Origin of the sequence: Streptococcus sp. S784/96/1, from assembly GCF_902729355.1 — a bacterium.
In the GTDB taxonomy this organism is placed as follows: domain Bacteria; phylum Bacillota; class Bacilli; order Lactobacillales; family Streptococcaceae; genus Streptococcus; species Streptococcus caledonicus.
The window spans coordinates 51333-73731 of sequence record NZ_CACVCC010000004.1 but is presented as its reverse complement, the minus strand read 5'-3'; the positions used below and the strand labels follow the sequence as shown (position 1 = coordinate 73731).

Genomic DNA, 22399 nt, shown 5'->3' with positions numbered 1-22399 from the left:
ACCAAGAATGGATAAAAGACACGTAGAGAGACAACGAAAAAAAGATCGTCGTTTGGGCTTGCTAGTTAGTCTGCTGGTATTAGTGCTTTTTTTAGCATTTTTACTCGAAAGACGTCTAAGCACGGGTGACTTTGTTTTAAACAATACGATTAAAACAAGTTTAGAACAGGAAAAAACTAAGGAACATAAGGTTCAAACTGCACGTGTAGTCGCTAATGGTGATATTTTGATTCACGACATTCTTTACACCTCAGCTGCTCAAGAGGATGGTTCTTACCATTTTGATCCTTATTTTACTTATGTTAAGGAGTGGATTCAGTCTGCTGACTTAGCAATTGGTGACTACGAGGGGACGATAAGCCCAGATTTTCCATTAGCTGGTTATCCTTTGTTCAATGCGCCGTCAGAAATTGCACAAACCATTAAAAAGACAGGATATGACGTTGTTGATTTGGCACACAATCATATTTTAGATTCACATTTATCTGGAGCTTTAAATACGGTTGAAACTTTCAATGCCCTTGGGATTGATACCATTGGTATTTATACCAAAAATCGGGAAAAACAAGATTTTCTTATCAAAGAAGTCAATGGGATTAAAATTGCTATTTTAGGATATTCTTATGGTTACAATGGCATGGAGACTACCCTTACCGATGAAGAGTACCAGAAGCATATGTCTGATTTGGATGAAGCTAAGATTAAAAAGGAGCTTAAAAAAGCTGAGAAATTGGCGGATGTGACGCTTGTCATGCCTCAGATGGGGGTTGAGTATGCCTTGGAGCCAACAGCAGAGCAGGTAGACTTATATCATAAGATGATTGATTGGGGGGCAGACGTTGTGTTTGGGGGACATCCTCATGTGGCAGAGCCGTCAGAAATTGTTGAACATAAAGGTGACAAAAAGTTGATTATCTACTCAATGGGAAACTTTATTTCTAATCAGACCTATGAAATGCTGGGAAATTATTGGACAGAGAGAGGTCTTCTCATGGATGTTACTTTTGAGAAAAAAGGAGATAAGACGGTTATTAAAACAGCTGAGGCACATCCAACAATGGTCTGGGCTTGGAATAAAGGAACTTATAATCTTGACTATAATTACCCTAATTTTGATTACCGAGTGATGATTTTGGAAGATTTTCTTGAAGGTGGTAAATACCGCTCTGAGATACCAGTTAATATTCAAGAGAAAGTTGATATTGCTTACACTGAAATGAATGAGTTGGTCGGATTGCATTGGAAATGATTTAGAGAGTGATACAGAAGTTACTGTTTTAAGTTCAATACTTTCTTTGGCAATTTAATTGTAAGCTCTGGATGAAATAATCCACTAAATACCTCTGCACTACTCAAAGAGTCTTGGAGAAAATTCTTGGCACTGAAACCGAACAAAGGTTGTATCTTATATATTTAAAGAGCATCTTTGTTCGGTTTTATATACATTTTATAAGAAAATTATATTTAATGATATAGATTTTTCTAAACTAAAAATTTTTTGTCTCAGTTTTTTTTTTTTTTGAAGTGATAAAGCCAGCATCAATGAGACTTGAGTTCATGGCACTAGGATAAGCAAACCATTAATTACACGTGGTACTAAAATCGTGTGCGGACTGTTTTAGGTTCGGGTTTGAAAACTAAAGAGGGAGGATAGTTAAGAGGATTATTTAATATGGATGTTTAAAAATGAAGAAGTGTTCAGTGATAGGCTTCTGGCTATTCGTTGGAGAGAATTGTTGTTACTTTATATTTTAAGGAGTGGGACATATTTTGCAGCCTATTTTATTTATCAATATGCTATAATTATTCATTTCTCAATTGATTATTGGTATTTATTCTTATTGTGTATGGGACACTATAAGGAGTCAAAGAACTTTTTAAGTGTGTGATGAGGTTAAAAAGTAGTACTATCCTTTCTACAGATTTTGGAAAGCTGCTGTTTTACTAAGCTCTAAAAGCTATAACCATAGGAAATTATGATTTTTTTACCTTTTTAAATTTCGTATTAATTGACAATAAAATATAAAATTATTATAATAGTCAGATAATTATTTAGAAATATAAGGAAATGTTGGTTATGATAACGATTTGGAAAAAAATAGATTTGATTAAAAAGATATTTTTAGGCATTGTTTTGGGGGGGATTTTAGGTATTGTTATGCCTAATGTAAAGGTAATTGGTCTTTTGGGAACATTATTTGTGGGTGCTTTAAAAGCAGTTGCTCCGCTTCTAGTTTTTGCCTTAGTAGCGCATGCTTTATCTCAAACCCAAAAAGGTCAAAAAACTAATATGAAAATGATTGTTTTTTTATACCTGTTAGGAACCTTTGCGGCAGCACTTGTAGCGGTTATGGCAAGCTACCTTTTCCCAATCAATTTGATATTATCAGACGTTACAGCAAAGACAGACATTACACCTCCTCAGGGTGTGGGGCAAGTCTTTCAAACCCTTCTTTTGAATGTCGTGGATAATCCGATTAACGCTCTTGCAACGGCTAACTATATTGGTGTTTTATCTTGGGCTGTTATTTTTGGATTAGCTCTTCGACATGTTAGTGATTCAACAAAAGATTTGCTGAAATCAGCGGCAGAAGTTACCTCGAAGGTGGTGACTTGGGTTATTGGCATGGCTCCGTTTGGAATTATGGGACTTGTTTTTTCAACAGTGTCAGACAATGGCCTTTCTGCGTTAAAAAATTACGGCTTGCTTTTATTTGTTTTGGTAGGAAGTATGGCTTTTGTTGCCCTAGTTATTAATCCTATTATCGCTTTGCTGGTGATGAGAACAAATCCTTACCCATTAGTTTTTCAATGTTTGCGTGAAAGTGGAGTAACTGCCTTCTTCACTCGAAGTTCGGCTGCAAATATTCCAGTTAATATGAAATTGTGTGAAAAGCTAGGGCTGGATTCAGATACTTATTCAGTATCTATTCCACTTGGAGCTACTATTAATATGGCAGGTGCAGCAATTACGATAAATGTGCTGACAATGGCAGCAGTTCATACTTTAGGAGTTCAGGTTGATTTTGGGTCAGCTTTTCTTCTATCAATTGTAGCAGCTCTGTCAGCAGCAGGAGCTTCAGGTGTAGCTGGTGGGTCACTTCTTTTGATTCCTGTAGCATGTAGCCTCTTTGGAATTCCGAATGATATTGCAATGCAGGTTGTAGGAGTAGGATTTGTTGTTGGTGTTGTTCAAGATTCTTGTGAGACAGCCCTTAACTCTTCAACCGATGTTTTATTTACAGCAGTCGCAGAAAAATCGGCTTGGAAGAAATAAAAGAAACTCACCTCAGGTTCGAGGTGAGTTTATGTTTCCTCATTTGTCAAATTAAGTTAGACATTTTCAAGTTAGTCAGAAAAACTTGATATGGTGTTTGATAATTTAAAGATTTCCTAGGAATGTTATTTCGTCTAACAGCTATAGCTGATAGACATTTTTGAGAAATACCCTTGAAGTCCATCTGCTTAGGAAGTCCGTGCCGTCTTAATAGACCATTAGAATGTTCATTAAGACCTCGTTGACCCGGACAGCCTGGATCCGCAAAGAAAATGTCAATGTCATGTTTATTGGAAATGGATTTCCAATTGGAGAACTCTTTCCCGCAATCAAAGGTAATGGACTTGAAGAGATGTCTTGGAAACTGTGACATCCACTTGCTGACAGATTCCTCAATGTCACTCGCTTTTCGTCCATTAGTTTGAAGTGTGATAATGGCTTTTGACTGCTTCTCAACCAGCGTAATGACAGCACTTTTATGATTCTTGCCAACAATGGTGTCCCCTTCAAGATGACCGAATTCACTTTCGAACGCTGGATACCTTTTAGCACGCTCACGAATATCTCTGCGAAAAGCTTGTTTTCCACGCGTTTCTTTCTTCCCATTGGGGTTTCGTTTCCCTTGCCAGGGTAAATCATTTTTATGGAAGATGCCACGGTCAGCTAAGCGATAGAGGGTTCTCATAGAACAAGGGATGTTATCAGGATAGGTACCTTTTATCACATCGAAACTCCAATCTAATTCTAAATATGATTGGATAAAGTCTTGTACTGGTTTTGTGAGTTGAGTGTTTTTCCGGCCACAACGCTTCTTGTTGGTTTGGTAACGCTCATAATAGTCATAAGCCGAATGACCAGTTTTCAGAAAAGAAAGAACATTGTAAATCGTTTGTCGTGATCTGCCAAGTGACTTTGAAATGTCGCAAACTTTCTTACCTGCTTGGTAATAGGCCTCTATCATTACGAGTTCGTTTGTGGTAAGATGAGTGTAGGTCATTTATGTTAGTCCCTTTCAGACAAATGTGGTAGGTTATCTGAGACTAACATAGATGGCTTTTTCTGTCTAGCTTAATTTTACAATTTGGGTTTATAAAAAAAAACGAACATCTCACTTAGAAATTCGTTTCTATGGTTGAGATAGTTCTGTTTTTAATTTTTTTGAATCAACGTTTTTTAATGTCAATTACTTCGTTGTAAGGAGTGAGAGTGAGACAGAAGTTATGATTTCGAAGTCTTGACTTCCCCTCGCTCTCTGGTCTCTAAGCTCAGGCTGAAAGTGTCCACTGGACACTTTCACTCCCACCTCCGCACAGCTCCAAAGGTCTGAGAGACCTTTGGAGGTTGGAAATAAGATGAACGATGTTCATCACATTCGTATAGGATGACCGCTAACGATTGCGTAGTACTAAAATAGTCCAGTGGATGTTTTAGGTGGACACTTGAAAACGAAGAGGTGTCCAGTTGCAGACCTCCAATCAACCACTGCGTCAATCTGTTATTGTTATCAAAAAAAAGGTTGAGATATTTTTGTCCCAACCTCAGCCACTCGCTTGAAAACACAAGAGTGAGTGGAGCACACTGTGAAGTAGATACGAGCAAGTCAGTCCAACTTATTTTATCGTATGGAGTGAAACAGTACAGTGCACTGTTTCAGCCTATGGCTTGAAAACAAGAGAGCCATGGTTTATACGTGAATCCTTCAGCAAGATGTTAGCTCATTCTTACTTCATAGTAGGGAAAAGCAGCACATCACGAATAGTTGTAGTATCAGTTAGGAGCATGCAGAGGCGGTCGATACCGATACCAAGTCCACCTGTTGGTGGCATACCGTATTCGAGGGCTTCAACGTAGTCGTAGTCAATACCTGTGGCTTCATCGTCACCGAGTTCTTTAGCTGCTGCTTGTGCTTCAAAGCGTGACAATTGGTCTATTGGATCATTCAACTCAGAATATGCATTACCGTATTCTTTAGTCATGATAAAGAGTTCAAAGCGATCTGTGAAGCGTGGGTCTTTATCATTTTTCTTAGCGAGTGGTGAGACTTCAACAGGATGCCCGTAGACGAAAGTTGGTTGGATTAGAGTTTCTTCAACGAATTCTTCAAAGAAAGCGTTGATAATATGGCCAACAGAAGTGAAGTGTTTTTCAACTGGAACATGTTTTTCTTTGGCAATAGCGATAGCTTCTTCAACAGTCATTTCTTGCCAGAAATCAACACCTGCGATTTCTTTAACTGCATCGACCATGTGAACGCGTTTGAATGGTTCGTGGATGTTGATTTTAGTTCCTTGATAGATAACTGGTTCATCTCCCTTAACTGCTTTAGCAACATGTTGAATGACACCTTCAGTTAAGTTCATAATATCTTGGAAATCAGCATAGGCTTGATAAAGTTCAATCATGGTAAACTCAGGATTATGAGTTGCATCCATTCCTTCGTTACGGAAGATACGTCCGATTTCATAGACGCGTTCCATACCACCAACGATTAGGCGTTTCAAGTGCAATTCAAGTGCAATACGAAGCACCATGTCAATATTTTGAGCATTGTGGTGAGTGATAAATGGACGAGCAGCAGCACCACCAGCTTCATTGTGAAGGACAGGTGTTTCCACTTCTAGGAAACCAAGTCCGTCAAGGTAACGACGCATTTCAGAAATCACTTTTGAACGAGTTACAAAACGTTCAAAGCTTTCACGATTTGAAATTAAGTCAAGATGACGTTTACGGTAAATGGTTTCAACGTCAGTTAAACCGTGGAATTTTTCAGGAAGTGGGCGAAGAGCTTTAGACAAGTGGGTGAGTTTTGTCGCTTTGATAGAAAGCTCACCCATATCGGTACGCATCACTTCACCTTCAACACCAAGGAAGTCCCCAAGATCTGCTTTTTTGAAGATTTCGTAATTTTCTTCACCAACAGCGTCTTTACGCACGTAAATTTGAATTTGGCCTTCGCGGTCTTGGATGTGGGCAAAACCAACTTTCCCCTTACCACGCTTGGTCATTATACGACCAGCAATCGTAGCCGTTTCACCAAGGTCATGCAATTGATCCTTATCTTTATCTGCGTAGAGTTCTTTTAATTTCGCGGAATTGTGGCTACGTTCGAAACGTTTTCCAAAAGGATCAATACCTTGTTCAGCAAGGGCCGCCATTTTTTCACGGCGAACAATCTGTTGATCATTTAATTCTTCAATATGTTCGTTTGACATGTTATCCTCCAATAGATATTCTTATCTATTCTACCATAAAAATCAAGAGAATACACGTATTTTTAACAGTTCTAGTTTTGAAAATGGAGGAAAGATTGAAAAAAGTTCTGAAACAATGTATAATTAAGCTGTATTGAAAAATCTTGAAGAAAAGAGACTGTAATGATAACTTCAATTGTTTTTGACGTTGATGATACAATTTACGATCAGCAGGCACCTTATCGTATTGCGATGAAAAAATGTTTTCCTGAGTTTGACATGAGTTATATCAAACAAGCCTACATTCGTTTTCGTCATTATTCTGATGTTGGTTTCCCACGTGTAATGGCTGGAGAGTGGACGACTGAGTATTTCCGTTTTTGGCGTTGTAAAGAGACCCTTTTAGAATTTGGACATCATGACATTACGGAAGAAGAAGGAAATCATTTCCAAGAGGTTTATGAGCGTGAGCTTGAAAATATTACCATGCTTGATGAAATGCGCATGACTTTAGATTTCCTTAAGTCAAAAGGTGTTCCGATGGGAATTATTACTAACGGACCAACTGAGCATCAACTAAAAAAAGTTAAGAAGTTGGGTCTCTATGATTATGTAGATCCTAAACGTGTTATTGTTAGTCAAGCAACGGGTTTCCAAAAACCAGAAAAAGAGATTTTTAACCTTGCAGCAGAGCAGTTTGATATGAATCCACAGACAACCCTTTATGTTGGTGATTCTTACGATAATGACATTATGGGAGCGCATAATGGTGGTTGGCACTCAATGTGGTTTAACCATCGTGGACGTACTTTAAAGCCTGGGACAAAACCGGTTTATGATGTGGCGATTGATAACTTTGAACAACTCTTTGGTGCAGTCAAGGTCCTTTTCGACTTACCAGATAATAAATTTATCTTTGATGTTAATGATAAGAAGAATCCTGTTCTTGAAATGGGAATCAATAACGGTCTCATGATGGCAGCAGAACGTCTTTTGGAAAGTAATATGTCTATTGACAAGGTTGTTATCTTATTACGCTTGACAAAAAGTCAAGAGAAAATTTTGCGATTGAAATATGTGAAATAAGGTCTAGCAATGCTAGGCTTTTTCCATATTTTTAAAGCAATCGATTGTTTTATTTTGAATTGATTTTTCTAAATAAATAGTTTAAAAAGTGAAAATAAAATTATAAAAACAACAGAAAGCGATTGCATAATTTGAAATGAATGCTATAATGTATGTACTATCATAACATTTACTTTAAGGAGAGTTAATATGTTTTTCAATCCTAAAAAACAAGGACGTTCCTACTCAGAAAAACGAGTTGTTTTCAGCATTCGTCGTTTAAAAGTAGGCGTCGCTTCTGTCACGATTGCCTCAGCTCTTTTTCTAGGAACAACAGTCGGAAATAGAACTGTATCGGCAGATGTTTTAGTCGAAGACACTGAGACTGTTATTGTACCGAAGAAGGAAATACCAGTAACAACTGATACGAAGACTTCAAATCAGACAGGTAATGAGACATTACAACCCATTACATCTGAAACAGTTGATGAGCAAGTATCTCCTGTGGAAGCTAGTACAACCTCTATAGAGGAACCGGTTGCAGTGACAACTCCTGAAGAGTTAGAAGCGATACCTGCTAAAACTTCTGAGACAGTTTCAGCCACTCCATTAAACACGGCTAGTGAGACAGATCAAGAAAAGGCAACTCCAATTGAAAAGCAGCGTATCCGTTTGCACTTTGAAGGCTTGGAAGAGGATAATATTTCCTCTTACGGACTTTGGATGTGGGGAGCAGTTGCAGAGCCATCAGATGGTAACAAATGGCCAACGGATGTTAAACCATTTGTCGAATCTCAAAAAGATGATTTTGGTTACTACATTGATGTTAAACAAAGTGAATCGCTGGGGAAAATTGGTTATCTTCTTCTAAAAAATGGTGAAAAAGTAGGTGAAGATGATCGTGAGCTTATACCGTTAACCCCAGAAATGAATGAGGTTTGGATTCGTTCAGATTTTACGACCTACAGCTATAAACCGCTAATGGATGAAAACATACTTCGCTTGCACTACAAACGAGAGGATGGAAAATATGATGGTTGGGGTGTTTGGGCTTGGGGTGATACATCAGCTTCATTTGAAAAATGGCCGAGCGATGCTTTAGATTTCACTGGACGTGATGATAAAGGTGTTTATCTAGATATTCCTCTTTCAAAAGGCAAAGCTTCAAATATTGGCTTTTTACTCGTTAATCAAAAGGATGATCAAGCACCGGGAAATAAAACAAAAGACCTAGCATTTGCTGACCGTGAAAATCACAGTCATGTCTTTATTACAGCAGGTGATGATGCTGTCTATACAAATCCGTATGGTGTTGCAACACAGACTACACAAGATTTCAGCAAGGCAACACCTGGTCAAGGTGGCATCACAGTCTCAGCTAGTAGTTACCGACCATTCCACTACAATGAAACAGGTCTCATTGACCTTTCCGTTATCAATCCTAATCAGGTAAAAGTAACACGCATGGAGGTTGATACAAAAGCTATTGGTGGTGGTGTGATTGAAATATCAAGTGAACTTAATCGCGTTACGATTACGGCCTCTTCAACTACCGCAGCAGGTAATTATGAGTTACCAGTTCGAGTCTATGACGAAAATAATGGTCACTACGATACCAAGGTAACTGTGACTGTGAAAGAGCGTAACAAAGTAAAAGGTGAGCGTGACTGGGACGAGCAAGTGATCTATTTTATGGTGACGGATCGTTTTAACAATGGGGATTCTTCTAATGATGATGCTAAAGTGCTGTCATCCGTAAAAAATAAAGCGGGTGCTTATCAAGGCGGCGATTTTAAAGGTGTTACGAATAAGTTAGATTATTTGAAGCAACTAGGGGTATCGTCAATTTGGATTACGCCAATTGTTGAAAATGTTTCTGATAATTTTGGAACAGAAAAAGATGGTGAATACTATGCTTATCATGGTTACTGGGCTAAAAATTTTGAAAAATTGAACCCACATCTAGGGACTTTAAAAGACTTTCATACCTTGATTGATGAAGCTGCAGCGCGTGGTATAAATATTATCGTTGATGTGGTATTGAATCATTCTGGTTACGGAACAACCGATCAGTTCTCAGGGTTAGTTAGAAAACCAGAAGAAGAAATTTCAGGAGATGACCAAAAAAGCTCCTTATCAAATCTTCCTGATTTTAAAACAGAGGAAATGACTGTGCGTCAACAGTTGGTCAACTGGCAAACCGCATGGTTAAAAACAGCAACGACACCAAAAGGAAATAGTATCTATGGTTTTCGTGTTGACACGGTGAAGCATGTTGATGATGTGACCTGGCAACATTTTAAAAATGAGTTGGCTCTGAAAGATCCAGACTTCCATTTAGTTGGGGAATCTTGGGGAGCAAACTATAAAGATACCAAGGGGGATCTAGGAACAGGAACCATGGATAGTCTTCTTGACTTTGGTTTTAAAGAGATCGCTAAATTAGCTGTTGGTGGACGTCTAAAAGCTGCTAATGAAGAGTTAGTAGCTAGAAATGATGTTCTTTCTAGCAATTATACTCTAGCACAATTTCTAGGAAGTCATGATGAAGACGGGTTCTTGTACAGTATTGGCGGAGATGAAGGAAAGCTAAAACTAGCTGCAAGCCTTTTATTGACAGCTAAAGGTCAACCTGTGATTTATTATGGGGAAGAGTTGGGACAAAGCGGAGCTAATAACTGGCCAGTTTATGATAATCGTTATCTTTTTGATTGGGATAAGGTCGCAACAAGCTCAGTGCTCAGCCATTACCAAAAACTTCTTGCCTTTCGAAATGCGCATAGTGAGTTGATGGCGAGAGGTAATCGTTCCACGGTTGCTGCCAATGATAGCCAGCAATGGCTTTTAGCAAAACGTGAGATAGATAAAGACTCTGCCTACATGCTCTACCAATTAAAAGACCAAGTACAAACCTTGCAGTTAGAAGTCAGTGAACAAGCAATAGTCACAGATGCCTATAGTCAGAAATCTTATCAAGCGACTCAAGATAGCTCAGGAAAATGGTTTGTTACGGTAGAAGTTCCAAGCCTTTCAGATGGTGGTACGATGCTTTTGACCACAAGCGCTGGAAACATTGTCGGTGTGACTAGTCCGACGACCGATGAGGCTCCAATTGCTGAGAATACCCTTCGTATGCACTTTAAGAAATTAGCAAGTGAAGACGTGAAATCACTTGGCTTATGGACTTGGGGTGATGTGGAAACACCTTCTGAAAAGGTAGCAGGTTGGCCAACAGGTGCGACAAGTTTCGCAGATGCTAAAGAAGATGATTACGGTTACTATCTAGATGTCAAACTGATTGATACCAACCGATCAAAGATTTCTTATTTAATCAATAATGTGGGTGGCACTAATCTGACTGGTGATAAATCTATCGATATTATTAGTCAAGAGATGAATGAAGTTTGGTTGGATGAGGAGTTCAAAGCCCACTATTATCGTCCACAAGCTAAGGGAACCATCCGTATCAATTATTTCCGTACAGATGGTAATTATGATAAGAAAGCTCTATGGTTATGGGGAAGCGCTGAGTCATCCATAACAAATAAATTAGGCACTTGGCCGAATGGTGTTGACTTTGAAAACAAAGGAAAATATGGTGTCTATATCGATGTGCCATTGGCTAATTTTGATGAACTTGGTTTCTTACTTCTTGATGAAAGTAAGGATGGTGATGCTGCAAAAATCAATCCTAATAATTACAGTTTTAAGGATTTACAAAACCACACACAAATTTTCTTAAGAAATGAGGATCCAACCATTTATACTAATCCATATTTTACAAACCTAGTTCGTGTAACTGGTGCCATTCAATTAAGCCAAAGTAAAATTGAAGCAAACTTTAGCACTCTAGCTGAGATTGATAGCGCAAGCTTGTTGCAAGAGATTAAAGTAACAGATCAAGCTGGTAAAACAATTGCTGTTACAGATGTTGAACTGGATACAGCAGGTAAAAAAGTTATTTTGACTGGTGATTTCAAGGAAACATTGGCACCGTTTAAAGTGTCCTACCATTCTGATAGCGTGATGACACGCCAAAGTTGGCAGTACAAAGACTCTCTTTATGCCTATGATGGTGAGTTGGGTTCACGAGTTAAAAATGGTGGTAAAACAGTTGAGATGACCTTGTGGTCACCGAGTGCAGATAGCATCTCTGTGGTTATTTATGACAAAGGTGACCAAACTAAGATGCTGGGTGAAGTAGCCATGGTTGCTTCTGAAAAGGGGATTTGGCAATTATCATTGACTGACCAAAATGATTTGGGAATTTCAGATTATCGTGGCTATTATTACCATTACAAGATTAACCGAGATGGCAAAGAGGTTCTCGTGTTAGATCCATATGCCAAATCTTTAGCGGCTTGGAACAGTGATTTAGTTAGTGATGATAATCCTGCTTCTAAAGTTGCTAAAGCAGCATTTGTAGATCCAAGTTCAATTGGGCCAAAAGTTAGCGAAGCTAAGATAAAAGGATATACTAGTCGTGAAGATGCTATTATTTATGAAGCACATGTGCGTGACTTTACATCAGATCAAGCTCTTGAAGGAAAATTATCACATCCATTTGGCACCTTCTCAGCCTTTATCGAAAAATTGGATTACCTTAAAGACCTTGGTGTTACCCACATTCAACTTCTACCAGTGATGAGTTATTATTTTATCAATGAACTGTCAACACGTGAACGTATGACAGGTTATGATTCTAGTGATACCAACTATAACTGGGGATATGACCCACAAAGTTATTTTGCCTTGACAGGAGCCTATTCAACAGAACCTCAAGATCCTGAGAAGCGCATTTCTGAATTTAAAGAATTAGTGAATGCCATTCACGAGCGGGGGATGGGGGTTATCTTAGATGTCGTTTACAATCACACGGCAAAAGTCGATCTCTTTGAAGATTTAGAACCAAATTATTACCACTTTATGGATGGTGAAGGTAAGGCAAAATCAAGTTTTGGCGGTGGTCGACTTGGAACAACGCATCACATGAGTCGCAGAGTTCTGATTGATTCGATTAAGTATTTAGTATCTGAGTATAAAGTAGATGGTTTCCGTTTTGATATGATGGGGGATCATGATGCTGAAAGCATTGAACTAGCCTTTAAAGCTGCGCAAGCCATCAATCCAAATATCTTGATGCTGGGTGAGGGTTGGGTAACTTACACAGGTGATGCTAATGATGAGCGTCAACCAGCAGATCAAACATGGATGAAATTAACAGATACTGTAGCATCTTTCTCTGATGATATTCGTAACCAGCTAAAATCAGGTTATCCAAATGAAGGAACGCCTGCCTTTCTGACAGGAGGTGCGCGTGATATTAGAACAATCTTCAAAAATATTAAGGCACAACCAACGAATTTCACCGCAGATGATCCAGGTGATGTGATTCAATATATTGCAGCACATGACAATTTGACCTTGTTTGACATTATTGCACAATCTATTAAGAAAGATCCATCAATTCCTGAGAATAATGCTGAAATTCACCGTCGTTTGCGTTTAGGAAACCTTTTAATTTTGACATCTCAGGGAACACCATTTATCCACTCTGGTCAAGAGTACGGAAGAACCAAGCAATTTAAAGATGAGGCTTATAAAACGCCTGTCTCAGCAGAACTGGTACCAAATAAATCACATCTATTGACTGATAAGGATGGCAAACCATTTGTATATCCTTACTTTATCCATGACTCTTATGATTCAACGGACGCTATTAACCATTTTGACTGGGCAAAAGCAACCGATGCTCAGCTTTTCCCTGAAAATACAAAAAGCCAAGCATATACAAAAGGGGTGATTGCCTTAAGGAAATCAACAGATGCTTTCCGTCTCAAAGATTTGGCAAGTGTTAATAAACAGGTTACTTTGTTAACAATTCCTGGGGAAAATGGCGTAGCAGAAAATGATTTGGTTATTGGCTATCAAGTAAAAGCAAGTAATGGTGATACCTATGCTGTTTTGATAAATGCTGATGATAAAGAACGAGTGATTACCTTGGCGGATGATTTCAAGGCTTTGAGAGGAGCAGAGGTACTTGCCGATGCTGAACAAGCAGGTGTTATTGCTATTGAAAATCCTATTGGTATTGCATGGACAGAAAAAGGAATTCGCTTGAATGCTCTAACAGCAACCATTTTACGCCTGAAAGCTAAAAATGATGAAAAAACCTCTCTTGAATTAACAGATGCTGCTACGGGAGTACGTGTTTTGGTGGATAAGAAGGAAAGTGTTCCTGTTGCGGGTCTTAAGATTACTCACTTAGAGCCAACATCAGATCAGATTCCCCAAATCTTAGAAGGCATAGATTTTGATCTTTATGATATTGAAGTGGTAGATGCCGCTGGTCGTGTTTTAGAGTTAACGGCCCCTGCTCAAGTTTTCTTACCAACTGACTCTGGTAAAAAAGTCAAGGCAGTTGTTTATTTGCCAAATGGGCAAACGGCTGAAAAACTTAAGTTTACAGAGACTGTCTATGATAATCAAATTGGTGTGTTCTTTACTGCGGAGCATTTTAGCCACTATGGTATCATTTATCAGATGATGAGTAACACGTCTGTAACTCAGAAAGAAAACCCATTGAAGCAGGATTTAGAGAAAGAGCTGTCATATAATAGTTCACAGCTTGTTCTAAATCAAGTTTCTAATAATGTTTTTCATAAAGTTGCTAATCAAACGTCACATTCAGATTCACAAACTTTGCCAGACACGGGAGATGATGATAGTGTTTATCTTGCTTTGGCTGGTTTGGTACAGTTGCTAGCACTTGGTGGTGTACTAACCCAAAAATATCACCAAGGCTAAAAATGAAATGTCTCAGTGACTATAAACAAAAATGAAGCTGGATTATTCCAACTTCATTTTTGTTTATTTTGAAAACGCCATTCAAAACGTTTTTGATCATAAATAGGATAGAGAAGATTTAAAAGCCCATATCCTAGAGTGAAGCCAGCTATCACATCAGTTGGGTAATGAACACCTAGGTAAATCCGAGAAAGTCCAACGAGTAAGATAGTCAATTCTAAAATGATTTGAAGGACTAGTTTTAACTGTTGCTGTTTAATTCTTTGACTTAGGATAACAATTAAACTACCGATAATAAGCATAGTCCCTAAGGAATGACCACTTGGAAATGAAAATCCTCCTGCATGAACAAGGTGTTCGAGACTAGGCCTAGGACGTTGGTAGATGTTTTTGAACCCTGCAATGACGATAGCAGCTAAAATCCCGCTGATAGCTACAAATCCACTTTCTGCATACCATTTTTGGTTCAGTAACAATGCAAAAGTGATGATCACAAGGGCAATCTGTGTTGATGCATTGCCAATAAGCGTAATTGCTGAAAAAAAGTGAGTCGCTAGTTGTGGTAACTGTCCTCGAATAGTAGATTGAATAGAGTTGTCAAATCCAGTAAGAACTTCAGGATAGAATTTAACAACATAGCCCAACATGACGAAAACTAGAATAGCAAAACTAGCTTTCACAAAATAAGTTTGTTTTTGTTTCATGTATTGATTATAACATAATCATTTATAATTTTGTAATTAATGGTTTCATTGTAAGGTGAACAAGATAGAAAGAAATTGCGAAGATAGTTCCTTCAGCAATGTTAAATGGAATAACCATGGCAAAAATATATTTTGATAGACCTATAAATTTGTTGATGTCAAAGTTTGCAAAGGCTGCATAGGCTGGTACTGCATAGAAGATATTTAGTACAACCATTACGAGTGTTAGAAGTAAGGTTCCAATAATTGAAGCGATGACATAATTTTTAAGGCTCTGCTCTTTTTTCCAAAGAAAGGCCAAGGTAGTGATAAATACACCAAGGGCCATAATGTTCATAGGAATACCGATGAGTGTAGTAGGACCACTATTGTTGAGAATCAATGTTAAAACACTTCGTAGAATAAGAGCTAGCCAAGCACTTTTAAGATCAAAGGCTAGCATAACAACTAGAAGTGGTAAAATTGAAAAATCAATTTTTAAAAAATCTGCTCCTGGAATAAGTGGAAACTGTACATACAGAAGTAAGAATGACAGTGCAGATAAAATGGCGATATACACCAAACGACGCGTTTGCTTTGCCTGTGTAGACATAAAAAATTCCTCCAAATTTTACAATTTGAAAGAAGTTCCAAGTATTTTTGCACCCAAAAAGTAGCACAAAAAGCATTGGTCTTCTCCCATCCAGACTTTACTGTCGGTTGTGGAATCGCACCACATCAGCTTGCGCTCACGGACTTCAAACAATCTCTTTTTCTCTCATAGGTTATTAGCTTATCTCGATATACTCATCGCTAACTAGTTTCAAAGAAAATAGTTGTGCTTGTCACCGCCGGTCGGGAATCACACCCTGCCCTGAAGACAATTTCATCATAACAAAAAAGTCTTAACATTGCAAGACTTTTCACGTAAAACAACTAATTAGTGTTTTTGAAAGTTGGTATCACTATTTTGCCAGCCACAAGGAAGGGAATTACCTTGAAATATGGTTACAAATGCTAATTATTTGAGTTTATCTTTCGCATAGGTATGGGTCAATTCAAGTCCTGAAAATTGTTGTTGGCGAAGAGCTTCGTAGACAATCATACAAACAGTATTAGAAACGTTGAGGCTTCTGACGTGTTCATCATTCATAGGAATACGGATAGCTTTTTCAGGATTTTTTCTCATGAATTCTTCTGGAAGTCCTGTATCTTCACGACCAAACATGAAATAATGCGTTAGTCCATCGTTATAACTCTCATCTGAGTAGGTTTTATTTGCAAATTTGGTGACTAAATGAAGTTTAGAAGCGTTAGCCATTTTTTCTAAAAACTCCTCTAATGAATCGTAGTAATGGACGTCAAGCTTATCCCAGTAATCAAGTCCAGCTCGCTTCATCTTTTTATCGTCGATAGGAAATCCCATTGGACGGATAATATGTAAAGGAGCATTAGTTGCAGCACAGGTACGGGCAATGTTACCAGTATTTTGTGGAATTTGTGGTTGAAAAAGAACGATGTGATTAGTCATAATTTTCTCCAAGTACAAAAAATACCAGGTTACCCGGAGTTTAGTCTCGGCAGATAACCTGGTTATGGCGACTCATTAACTTAACTCATAACAGGTTTGAGTTAAACCAACGAATTCTTGTTTTCTAGTATAGCACTTTAGCAAGAGATGTCAACGGTTTTAGCTTATTTTAAGAAAAAAGTTGTTGAAGTTATTGAAAATAGTTGAATTTTTTTTTGAAAAATTTGAAAATATATTGATAATCCAGTTTTGAATGTTGAAAGACAAGGTTTTATGATAAAATAATCTTATTACATATTTAGGAGGAATGACATGTCAGAAAATCGTAGTCATTTAGACGAAAAGTATACTTGGGATTTATCCACTATTTTCCCAACAGATAGTGCTTGGGAAGAGGAACTAACTTCCTTAACTGGCGAAGTAGAAGCTGCTAAAGGATTGGCTGGTCATCTTTTGGACAGCAGTGCTAGTCTTTTTAATACAACAGAAACTTATATGGGGCTTTTGCGTCGTTTAGAGAAGCTCTATGTTTATGCCTCTATGAAAAATGACGAGGATACTACTGTAGCCTATTACCAAGAGCTTCAGGCTAAAGCAGGCGCTCTCTATGCGAAACTCAGTGAAACCTTTGCTTTCTACGAACCTGAATTTATGGCTTTATCTGAAGAAGCCTATGCTGAATTTTTAAAAGAAACGCCAGAACTCGAACTTTACAACCATCACTTTGAGCGCCTTTTCAAAACAAGAGAGCATGTGTTGTCACAAGAAGCGGAAGAATTATTAGCTGGAGCTCAAGAAATTTTCTCAGGTGCTAGCGAAACTTTCTCTGTTCTTGATAATGCGGATATTGCCTTTCCTTGGGTAACAAATGATAAGGGTGAGGTTGAAGAATTGACGCACGGTAATTACATCAGTTTGATGGAATCAAAAAATCGTGACGTTCGCCAAGGTGCTTATGAAGCAATGTATGGAACTTACGAGCAATTCCAGCACACTTATGCGAAAACACTTCAAACAAATGTTAAAGTTCATAACTTTAAAGCCAAAGTGCGCCGTTTCAAATCTGCGCGTGAAGCAGCGATGTCTAACAATTTTATTCCAGAAGCAGTTTATGATACTCTTCTTGAGGCAGTAAATGCTCATTTGCCACTCTTACATCGTTACGTTAAATTACGTCAAAAAGTTCTTGGTTTAGACGATTTGAAAATGTATGACATGTACACAGCGCTTTCAGAAGTGGATATGGCTATTACTTATGATGAGGCTTTGGTAAAAGCAGAGCAGGTTCTATCAGTTTTGGGAGAAGATTATGCTGCGCGTGTGAAACGTGCCTTTACAGAGCGTTGGATTGATGTTCATGTTAATAAAGGAAAACGTTCAGGTGCTTATTCAGGTGGTTCATATGATACCAATGCCTTTATGCTATTGAACTGGCAAGATACACTTGATAATCTCTATACACTTGTCCATGAAACAGGACACAGTATGCATTCGGCTTATACTCGTGAAAACCAACCATACGTTTACGGTGATTACAGTATTTTCTTAGCGGAGATTGCTTCAACAACTAACGAAAACATCATGACAGAAGCTTTATTGGCAGAAGTTGAGGATGATAAACAACGCTTTGCCATTTTAAATCACTACCTTGATGGTTTCAGAGGAACAATCTTCCGTCAAACACAATTTGCTGAATTTGAACACGCTATTCATGTGGCTGATCAAAACGGTGACGTATTAACAAGTGATTACCTCAATAATCTTTATGCGACTCTTAATGAGAAATATTATGGCATATCAGCGGAAGATAATCCAGAAATTCAATATGAGTGGGCTCGTATTCCACACTTCTACTATAATTATTATGTTTATCAGTATGCAACAGGATTTGCGGCTGCCAACTTCTTAGCAGATAAAATTGTTCACGGTACGCAAGAAGATAAGGATAAATACCTTGACTACCTCAAAGCAGGTAATTCAGACTATGCCCTTAATGTGATTGCAAAAGCAGGTGTTGATATGACACAAGTTGACTACCTCAACGCAGCTTTCAAAGTCTTTGAAGAACGCTTGACTGAACTTGAAGCCTTAGTTGAAAAAGGGGTTCATTTATAATATAAAGATTTGTACACCCCTCTAAATAAGGGAGCATAGATCGAAAAATGTATGTAGCTTTTTTTGGTACTCAAAAAGCCCCATAATCTCCATAGTGGAGTTATCCATTACAGAAATTATAGAGCCATAAAAACGAACAAAGATGCTCTTTCAATGTATAGGAGATAATCTTTGTTCGTTTTCGGTTTTATTTATACGAAAACTTCAAAAAGCCCTCACTAAGAGTATAGCACTTAGCGAGGGCTTTGCCTATTGGTTTTCATTGTTTTGTGGGTATGGGCTCTGCCATCGTGATGGTTTGTCTCGGTCTTTTTTACATTATTTTTGTGATTTGGTGATAGATTAAGAACCATTTTTCATGCCGTCTCCAGAGGCTAGTGTGTTGATGATTTTCTAATTGATAAGTGATTAGCTTTGTTTTTTGACTAATAGAAGTTACTTTGAAATATTGGAAGTTGTTGAGATAATGTTTATCTTGTTTGATGACGTCTTCTTTTGTTAAATGGTTTCCATCGCTGTCAATCATGCTAAAATTGTCGGAGAGGTATTCTTCATAATCTGGGATTTTTGATAGGATAATTTTTTCGTTTTTGTAGAGTTTATGATAAACATTTTCAAAAATTTCATCCTCTGGAATTGGTGCGGGTTCAACGTGAATATCAATGTCGTAGACTTCAAAACGTTCACGTAAAAGATTTTCTACTTGTTCGGTGATTTCATGACTTTCATAAACGGAGAGATCTGGGTTCATTTCAAGGATGATATCTAGGTAAATATTACTACCATAGGTTCGACCTCGTTGTGATTTGACCGCATAAATTTTAGGAATTTCTAAGATAGCTTTCTCGTAAGCTTTTAGATGTTTGTCATCAAAACCGTCAGATAGGCTAAAGGTGGCCTCAATAAAGATATCGTAGGCTGTTTTCAAGATAAAATAAGCAATGAGTAAGGCGAAGAGATTGTCAAGCCAAACGAGATGAAAAGAACTTGCTACGATAGCAAAAGAGGTACCGATGGACGTTACGGCATCTGAAAGGTTATCTTTAGCAGAAGCTGCTAGTGCAGATGATTGGACTTTTTTTGATAATCTTTTATTGTAAAGGTACACACCGTACATGACTATCCCCGATAAGATTCCAATAATAGCACCTTCTAAGTTAATAGCAGAGCTTTGTCCAGAAAGAATTTTTCTAATCGTTTGAAGCAATACTTGAAATCCAACAGTGAACATGATGAATGAAGTCATTAGACTAGAGAGATCTTCAATTTTCCAGTGTCCAAATTTATGATCGTTATCTGCCGGACGGCTTGCTAAGTGAAGTCCGATAAGTAAAGCAAGGTTTCCAACAATATCAGAAAGATTGTTAAAACCATCCGCGATAAGAGAACTTGAATTGAGCAAATAACCTGATACGAGCTTCGTAGTGGTTAATATCAGATAGGCTGTAATAGAAACAATGGGGCCACGCTTAGCCAGTTGAAGTTTTTCAAGTGCAGTTGTCATAATCCCTCCCAAATCATAATGTCTAAGTATTATAGCACATGATTTGTTAGGTGTAAAAGAGTGTGTCGTAGAAAATCATGGTTACTTAGTTGAGTCTGGATATCTCGTATTTGATAGATTTACTCTGTTTCTAGTCTAAACCGTTTTCTTCTTGAGAGAAGATTTATTTAACACAAAAACTGAGCTATTTTATCTCAAACGTTTTGAAAAAGTCACTAGTATTAGACATTTAAAGAGATAATATCTTTTCTTTTTTATATTTTGTTGTTCAAACTGTTTTAAGTATCTATTTGATATTCTTTTAAAATCAAAATTAGATGTTTAGATCCAATTTTTTTAGAAGGAAGCACTAAAAGAAATTTTTGAATTTGACTGAGTTTAGTTTATAGTTTATCAAAATAGGCTCTGCTTTCTTTGATAATGACCGGTGACAGGGCTAAGAGTGCGATCAAGTTAGGAATAGCCATTAGCCCATTTACGATATCAGCAATCGTCCAAACGATGTGAAGGCTGAGAAAACCACCCAGTGCAACCATAAGAACGAAAATAATACGGTAAATACGGATATGTTTTGTTCCAAATAAAAACTCAAAACATCGCTCACCATAATAAGACCAGCCAAGAATAGTAGTGAAAGCGAAGAGAACAAGTGAAATAGTTAATACAAAACTTCCGATAGAGCCGAATGTTCCATTAAAAGCAGCTTGTGTGACATCAGCTCCCTTAAGGTTATCGCTTGTCCAAACCCCTGTAATAAGAATTATTAAACCTGTCAAGGTACAGATAATAATCGTATCAATAAATGTTCCGGTCATAGAAATAAGCCCTTGTTCTACAGGTTCATTCGTTTTAGCAGCGGCCGCTGCAATCGGTGCAGAACCAAGACCAGATTCATTTGAGAAAACTCCACGGGCAATCCCCATTTGCATAGCTTTTTGAACACTAGCACCTAAAAAACCGCCAATTGCAGCAGATTCGGTAAAGGCCGATTCAAGAACCAATCCGATAGTAGGTAAAATGAGATTTAGATTTAAGAGGATGACAGTAATGGCTGCAAGAATATATAAAACTGCCATAAATGGAACAACTTTTTCAGCCACTTTTGAAATGGATTTAATGCCTCCGAAGATAATGAAAGCAACGATGATTGCAATAAAGACGCTGACCATCTGTGGAGCAAGACCAAAACTAGATTTTAGGGAGCCTGTAATTGAATTTACTTGTGAGAAGGTCCCTATTCCAAGCCACGCGACTAAAATACCTGCTAAGGCGAAAAATACAGCGAGCGGTCGCCATTTTTTTCCCATACCATTCAAGATATAGTACATAGGTCCACCAGAGATTTCATCGTTATCATCCTTTGTACGGTATTTGATAGCTAAAAGACCTTCGGCATATTTAGTAGCCATTCCAAAGAAGGCTGCAACCCACATCCAGAAGAGGGAACCTGGTCCGCCTGATTGGATGGCTGTGGCCACTCCAACGATATTTCCTGTACCGACAGTTGCAGCAAGGGCTGTTGCAAGAGCCGCAAAACTTGAAATATCACCGTGGTGTTCTTCATCGTGAACAAAAATTAGACGAAAGGCTTTTGGTAATTTTAAAATTTGTAAAAGACCAAGACGTATTGTAAGGTAGATTCCAGTTCCTACTAAGAGAATAAGAAGTGGTGCTCCCCAAACCAAATTATTAACAGTTGAAAGAATGTTTTCAAGACGTGTGAAAAAAGTAGACATATCAAACTCCTTAAAATATGATGTGATACTCTTTGAAAAATCAAAATGATATCTGATAGACTGTTTTTTATTTATTTTCGGTGTTAATATTAGTTAAAACACCTATTGAATAGATTACGTTTTTCATGATTCTTTTGAATTTCTTTTGAGTAGGGGCATTTATTTGATAACAATAATAAATGCCAAACACCCACACGGAACACAAAAAGGACTGAGAAAAATCACAGTCCTGGAGGTGGAGAATGTCGCAAAAAATCCTGTTAAAATGGCAATATTCCCTTTTTAACAAGTGCATCATTTTCCTTCTGTCCTTTTACCTGAGAGATTGAGCGAAAAATCGCCTTGCCCCTTCGGTGTTCTGTCTTGCAGAATCTCTCCAGAAGTCCGTCAGTCATCCTGTCCTTGCCCTAAGGCACCTGAGAGTATAATTCCTTCGGTAGATCAAATCTTCTCCAGAATGACGTCAATCGGTAGGTGTTTTATTTAATTG

12 protein-coding genes and 2 riboswitches are annotated in these 22399 nt (G+C 37.9%); of the genes, 5 read left to right on the top strand and 7 right to left on the bottom strand.

Annotation, left to right across the window (positions count from 1 at the left end; genetic code table 11):
• Positions 1–7 precede the first annotated feature (7 nt).
• A complete protein-coding gene (locus GZ996_RS02280; protein ID WP_156805427.1) occupies positions 8–1249 on the top strand; it encodes a CapA family protein in 1242 nt (413 codons plus the stop codon).
• Between the two features lie 819 nt (positions 1250–2068).
• Positions 2069–3277, top strand: coding sequence for a serine/threonine transporter SstT (sstT, locus tag GZ996_RS02275; protein WP_162011243.1), 1209 nt, complete (start codon positions 2069–2071; stop codon positions 3275–3277).
• Positions 3278–3323: 46 nt separating this feature from the next.
• Here the strand turns inward: sstT and GZ996_RS02270 are convergent, their stop codons facing one another.
• Positions 3324–4274 carry an IS30 family transposase gene (locus GZ996_RS02270; protein WP_162011242.1) on the bottom strand — a complete coding sequence of 317 codons (951 nt, stop codon included), beginning with the start codon at positions 4272–4274 and terminating at the stop codon, positions 3324–3326.
• Between the two features lie 724 nt (positions 4275–4998).
• Positions 4999–6489 (bottom strand): lysine--tRNA ligase, encoded by a 1491-nt coding sequence (lysS, locus tag GZ996_RS02265; RefSeq protein ID WP_156805425.1) that lies wholly within the window; start codon positions 6487–6489, stop codon positions 4999–5001.
• 162 nt (positions 6490–6651) lie between these two features.
• Here lysS and GZ996_RS02260 point away from each other — a divergent pair, with 162 nt between their 5' ends.
• Complete coding sequence (locus GZ996_RS02260; protein WP_156805424.1) at positions 6652–7554, top strand: HAD family hydrolase; 903 nt, start codon at positions 6652–6654, stop codon at positions 7552–7554.
• 189 nt (positions 7555–7743) lie between these two features.
• Entirely contained in the window at positions 7744–14340 is a 6597-nt protein-coding gene (locus GZ996_RS02255) for a pullulanase (RefSeq protein ID WP_162011241.1), read from the top strand.
• Positions 14341–14393: 53 nt separating this feature from the next.
• Here the strand turns inward: GZ996_RS02255 and GZ996_RS02250 are convergent, their stop codons facing one another.
• The 3 genes from GZ996_RS02250 to trmL form a co-directional block, all read right to left on the bottom strand.
• Positions 14394–15044 carry a phosphatase PAP2 family protein gene (locus GZ996_RS02250; RefSeq protein ID WP_162011240.1) on the bottom strand — a complete coding sequence of 217 codons (651 nt, stop codon included), beginning with the start codon at positions 15042–15044 and terminating at the stop codon, positions 14394–14396.
• A gap of 22 nt (positions 15045–15066) precedes the next feature.
• The gene (locus GZ996_RS02245) at positions 15067–15636 is read right to left on the bottom strand and encodes an ECF transporter S component (protein ID WP_162011239.1); all 570 of its coding nucleotides are present in this window, start codon (positions 15634–15636) and stop codon (positions 15067–15069) included.
• Positions 15637–15710: 74 nt separating this feature from the next.
• A riboswitch (FMN riboswitch) is annotated at positions 15711–15909 on the bottom strand.
• A 135-nt stretch (positions 15910–16044) separates the two neighbouring features.
• Complete coding sequence (gene trmL / locus GZ996_RS02240; protein ID WP_156805420.1) at positions 16045–16554, bottom strand: tRNA (uridine(34)/cytosine(34)/5-carboxymethylaminomethyluridine(34)-2'-O)-methyltransferase TrmL; 510 nt, start codon at positions 16552–16554, stop codon at positions 16045–16047.
• A 312-nt stretch (positions 16555–16866) separates the two neighbouring features.
• Between trmL and pepF the strand changes: the two genes are divergently transcribed.
• Complete coding sequence (gene pepF / locus GZ996_RS02235; RefSeq protein ID WP_161978560.1) at positions 16867–18669, top strand: oligoendopeptidase F; 1803 nt, start codon at positions 16867–16869, stop codon at positions 18667–18669.
• 313 nt (positions 18670–18982) lie between these two features.
• On the opposite strand, the gene GZ996_RS02230 is transcribed toward pepF, so the two are convergent.
• Positions 18983–20173, bottom strand: coding sequence for a cation diffusion facilitator family transporter (locus GZ996_RS02230; RefSeq protein WP_156805418.1), 1191 nt, complete (start codon positions 20171–20173; stop codon positions 18983–18985).
• Between the two features lie 383 nt (positions 20174–20556).
• A complete protein-coding gene (locus GZ996_RS02225; protein WP_161980272.1) occupies positions 20557–21909 on the bottom strand; it encodes an alanine/glycine:cation symporter family protein in 1353 nt (450 codons plus the stop codon).
• 295 nt (positions 21910–22204) lie between these two features.
• A riboswitch (glycine riboswitch) is annotated at positions 22205–22299 on the bottom strand.
• Between the last annotated feature and the right edge of the window lie 100 nt (positions 22300–22399).

What these genes read in the sequence shown, in the direction of transcription:
- GZ996_RS02280 (WP_156805427.1), top strand. Translation starts at nt 8, where the DNA reads ATGGATAAAAGACACGTAGAGAGACAACGAAAAAAAGATCGTCGTTTG.
- sstT (WP_162011243.1), top strand. Translation starts at nt 2,069, where the DNA reads ATGTTGGTTATGATAACGATTTGGAAAAAAATAGATTTGATTAAAAAG.
- GZ996_RS02270 (WP_162011242.1), bottom strand. Translation starts at nt 4,274, where the DNA reads ATGACCTACACTCATCTTACCACAAACGAACTCGTAATGATAGAGGCC.
- lysS (WP_156805425.1), bottom strand. Translation starts at nt 6,489, where the DNA reads ATGTCAAACGAACATATTGAAGAATTAAATGATCAACAGATTGTTCGC.
- GZ996_RS02260 (WP_156805424.1), top strand. Translation starts at nt 6,652, where the DNA reads ATGATAACTTCAATTGTTTTTGACGTTGATGATACAATTTACGATCAG.
- GZ996_RS02255 (WP_162011241.1), top strand. Translation starts at nt 7,744, where the DNA reads ATGTTTTTCAATCCTAAAAAACAAGGACGTTCCTACTCAGAAAAACGA.
- GZ996_RS02250 (WP_162011240.1), bottom strand. Translation starts at nt 15,044, where the DNA reads ATGAAACAAAAACAAACTTATTTTGTGAAAGCTAGTTTTGCTATTCTA.
- GZ996_RS02245 (WP_162011239.1), bottom strand. Translation starts at nt 15,636, where the DNA reads ATGTCTACACAGGCAAAGCAAACGCGTCGTTTGGTGTATATCGCCATT.
- trmL (WP_156805420.1), bottom strand. Translation starts at nt 16,554, where the DNA reads ATGACTAATCACATCGTTCTTTTTCAACCACAAATTCCACAAAATACT.
- pepF (WP_161978560.1), top strand. Translation starts at nt 16,867, where the DNA reads ATGTCAGAAAATCGTAGTCATTTAGACGAAAAGTATACTTGGGATTTA.
- GZ996_RS02230 (WP_156805418.1), bottom strand. Translation starts at nt 20,173, where the DNA reads ATGACAACTGCACTTGAAAAACTTCAACTGGCTAAGCGTGGCCCCATT.
- GZ996_RS02225 (WP_161980272.1), bottom strand. Translation starts at nt 21,909, where the DNA reads ATGTCTACTTTTTTCACACGTCTTGAAAACATTCTTTCAACTGTTAAT.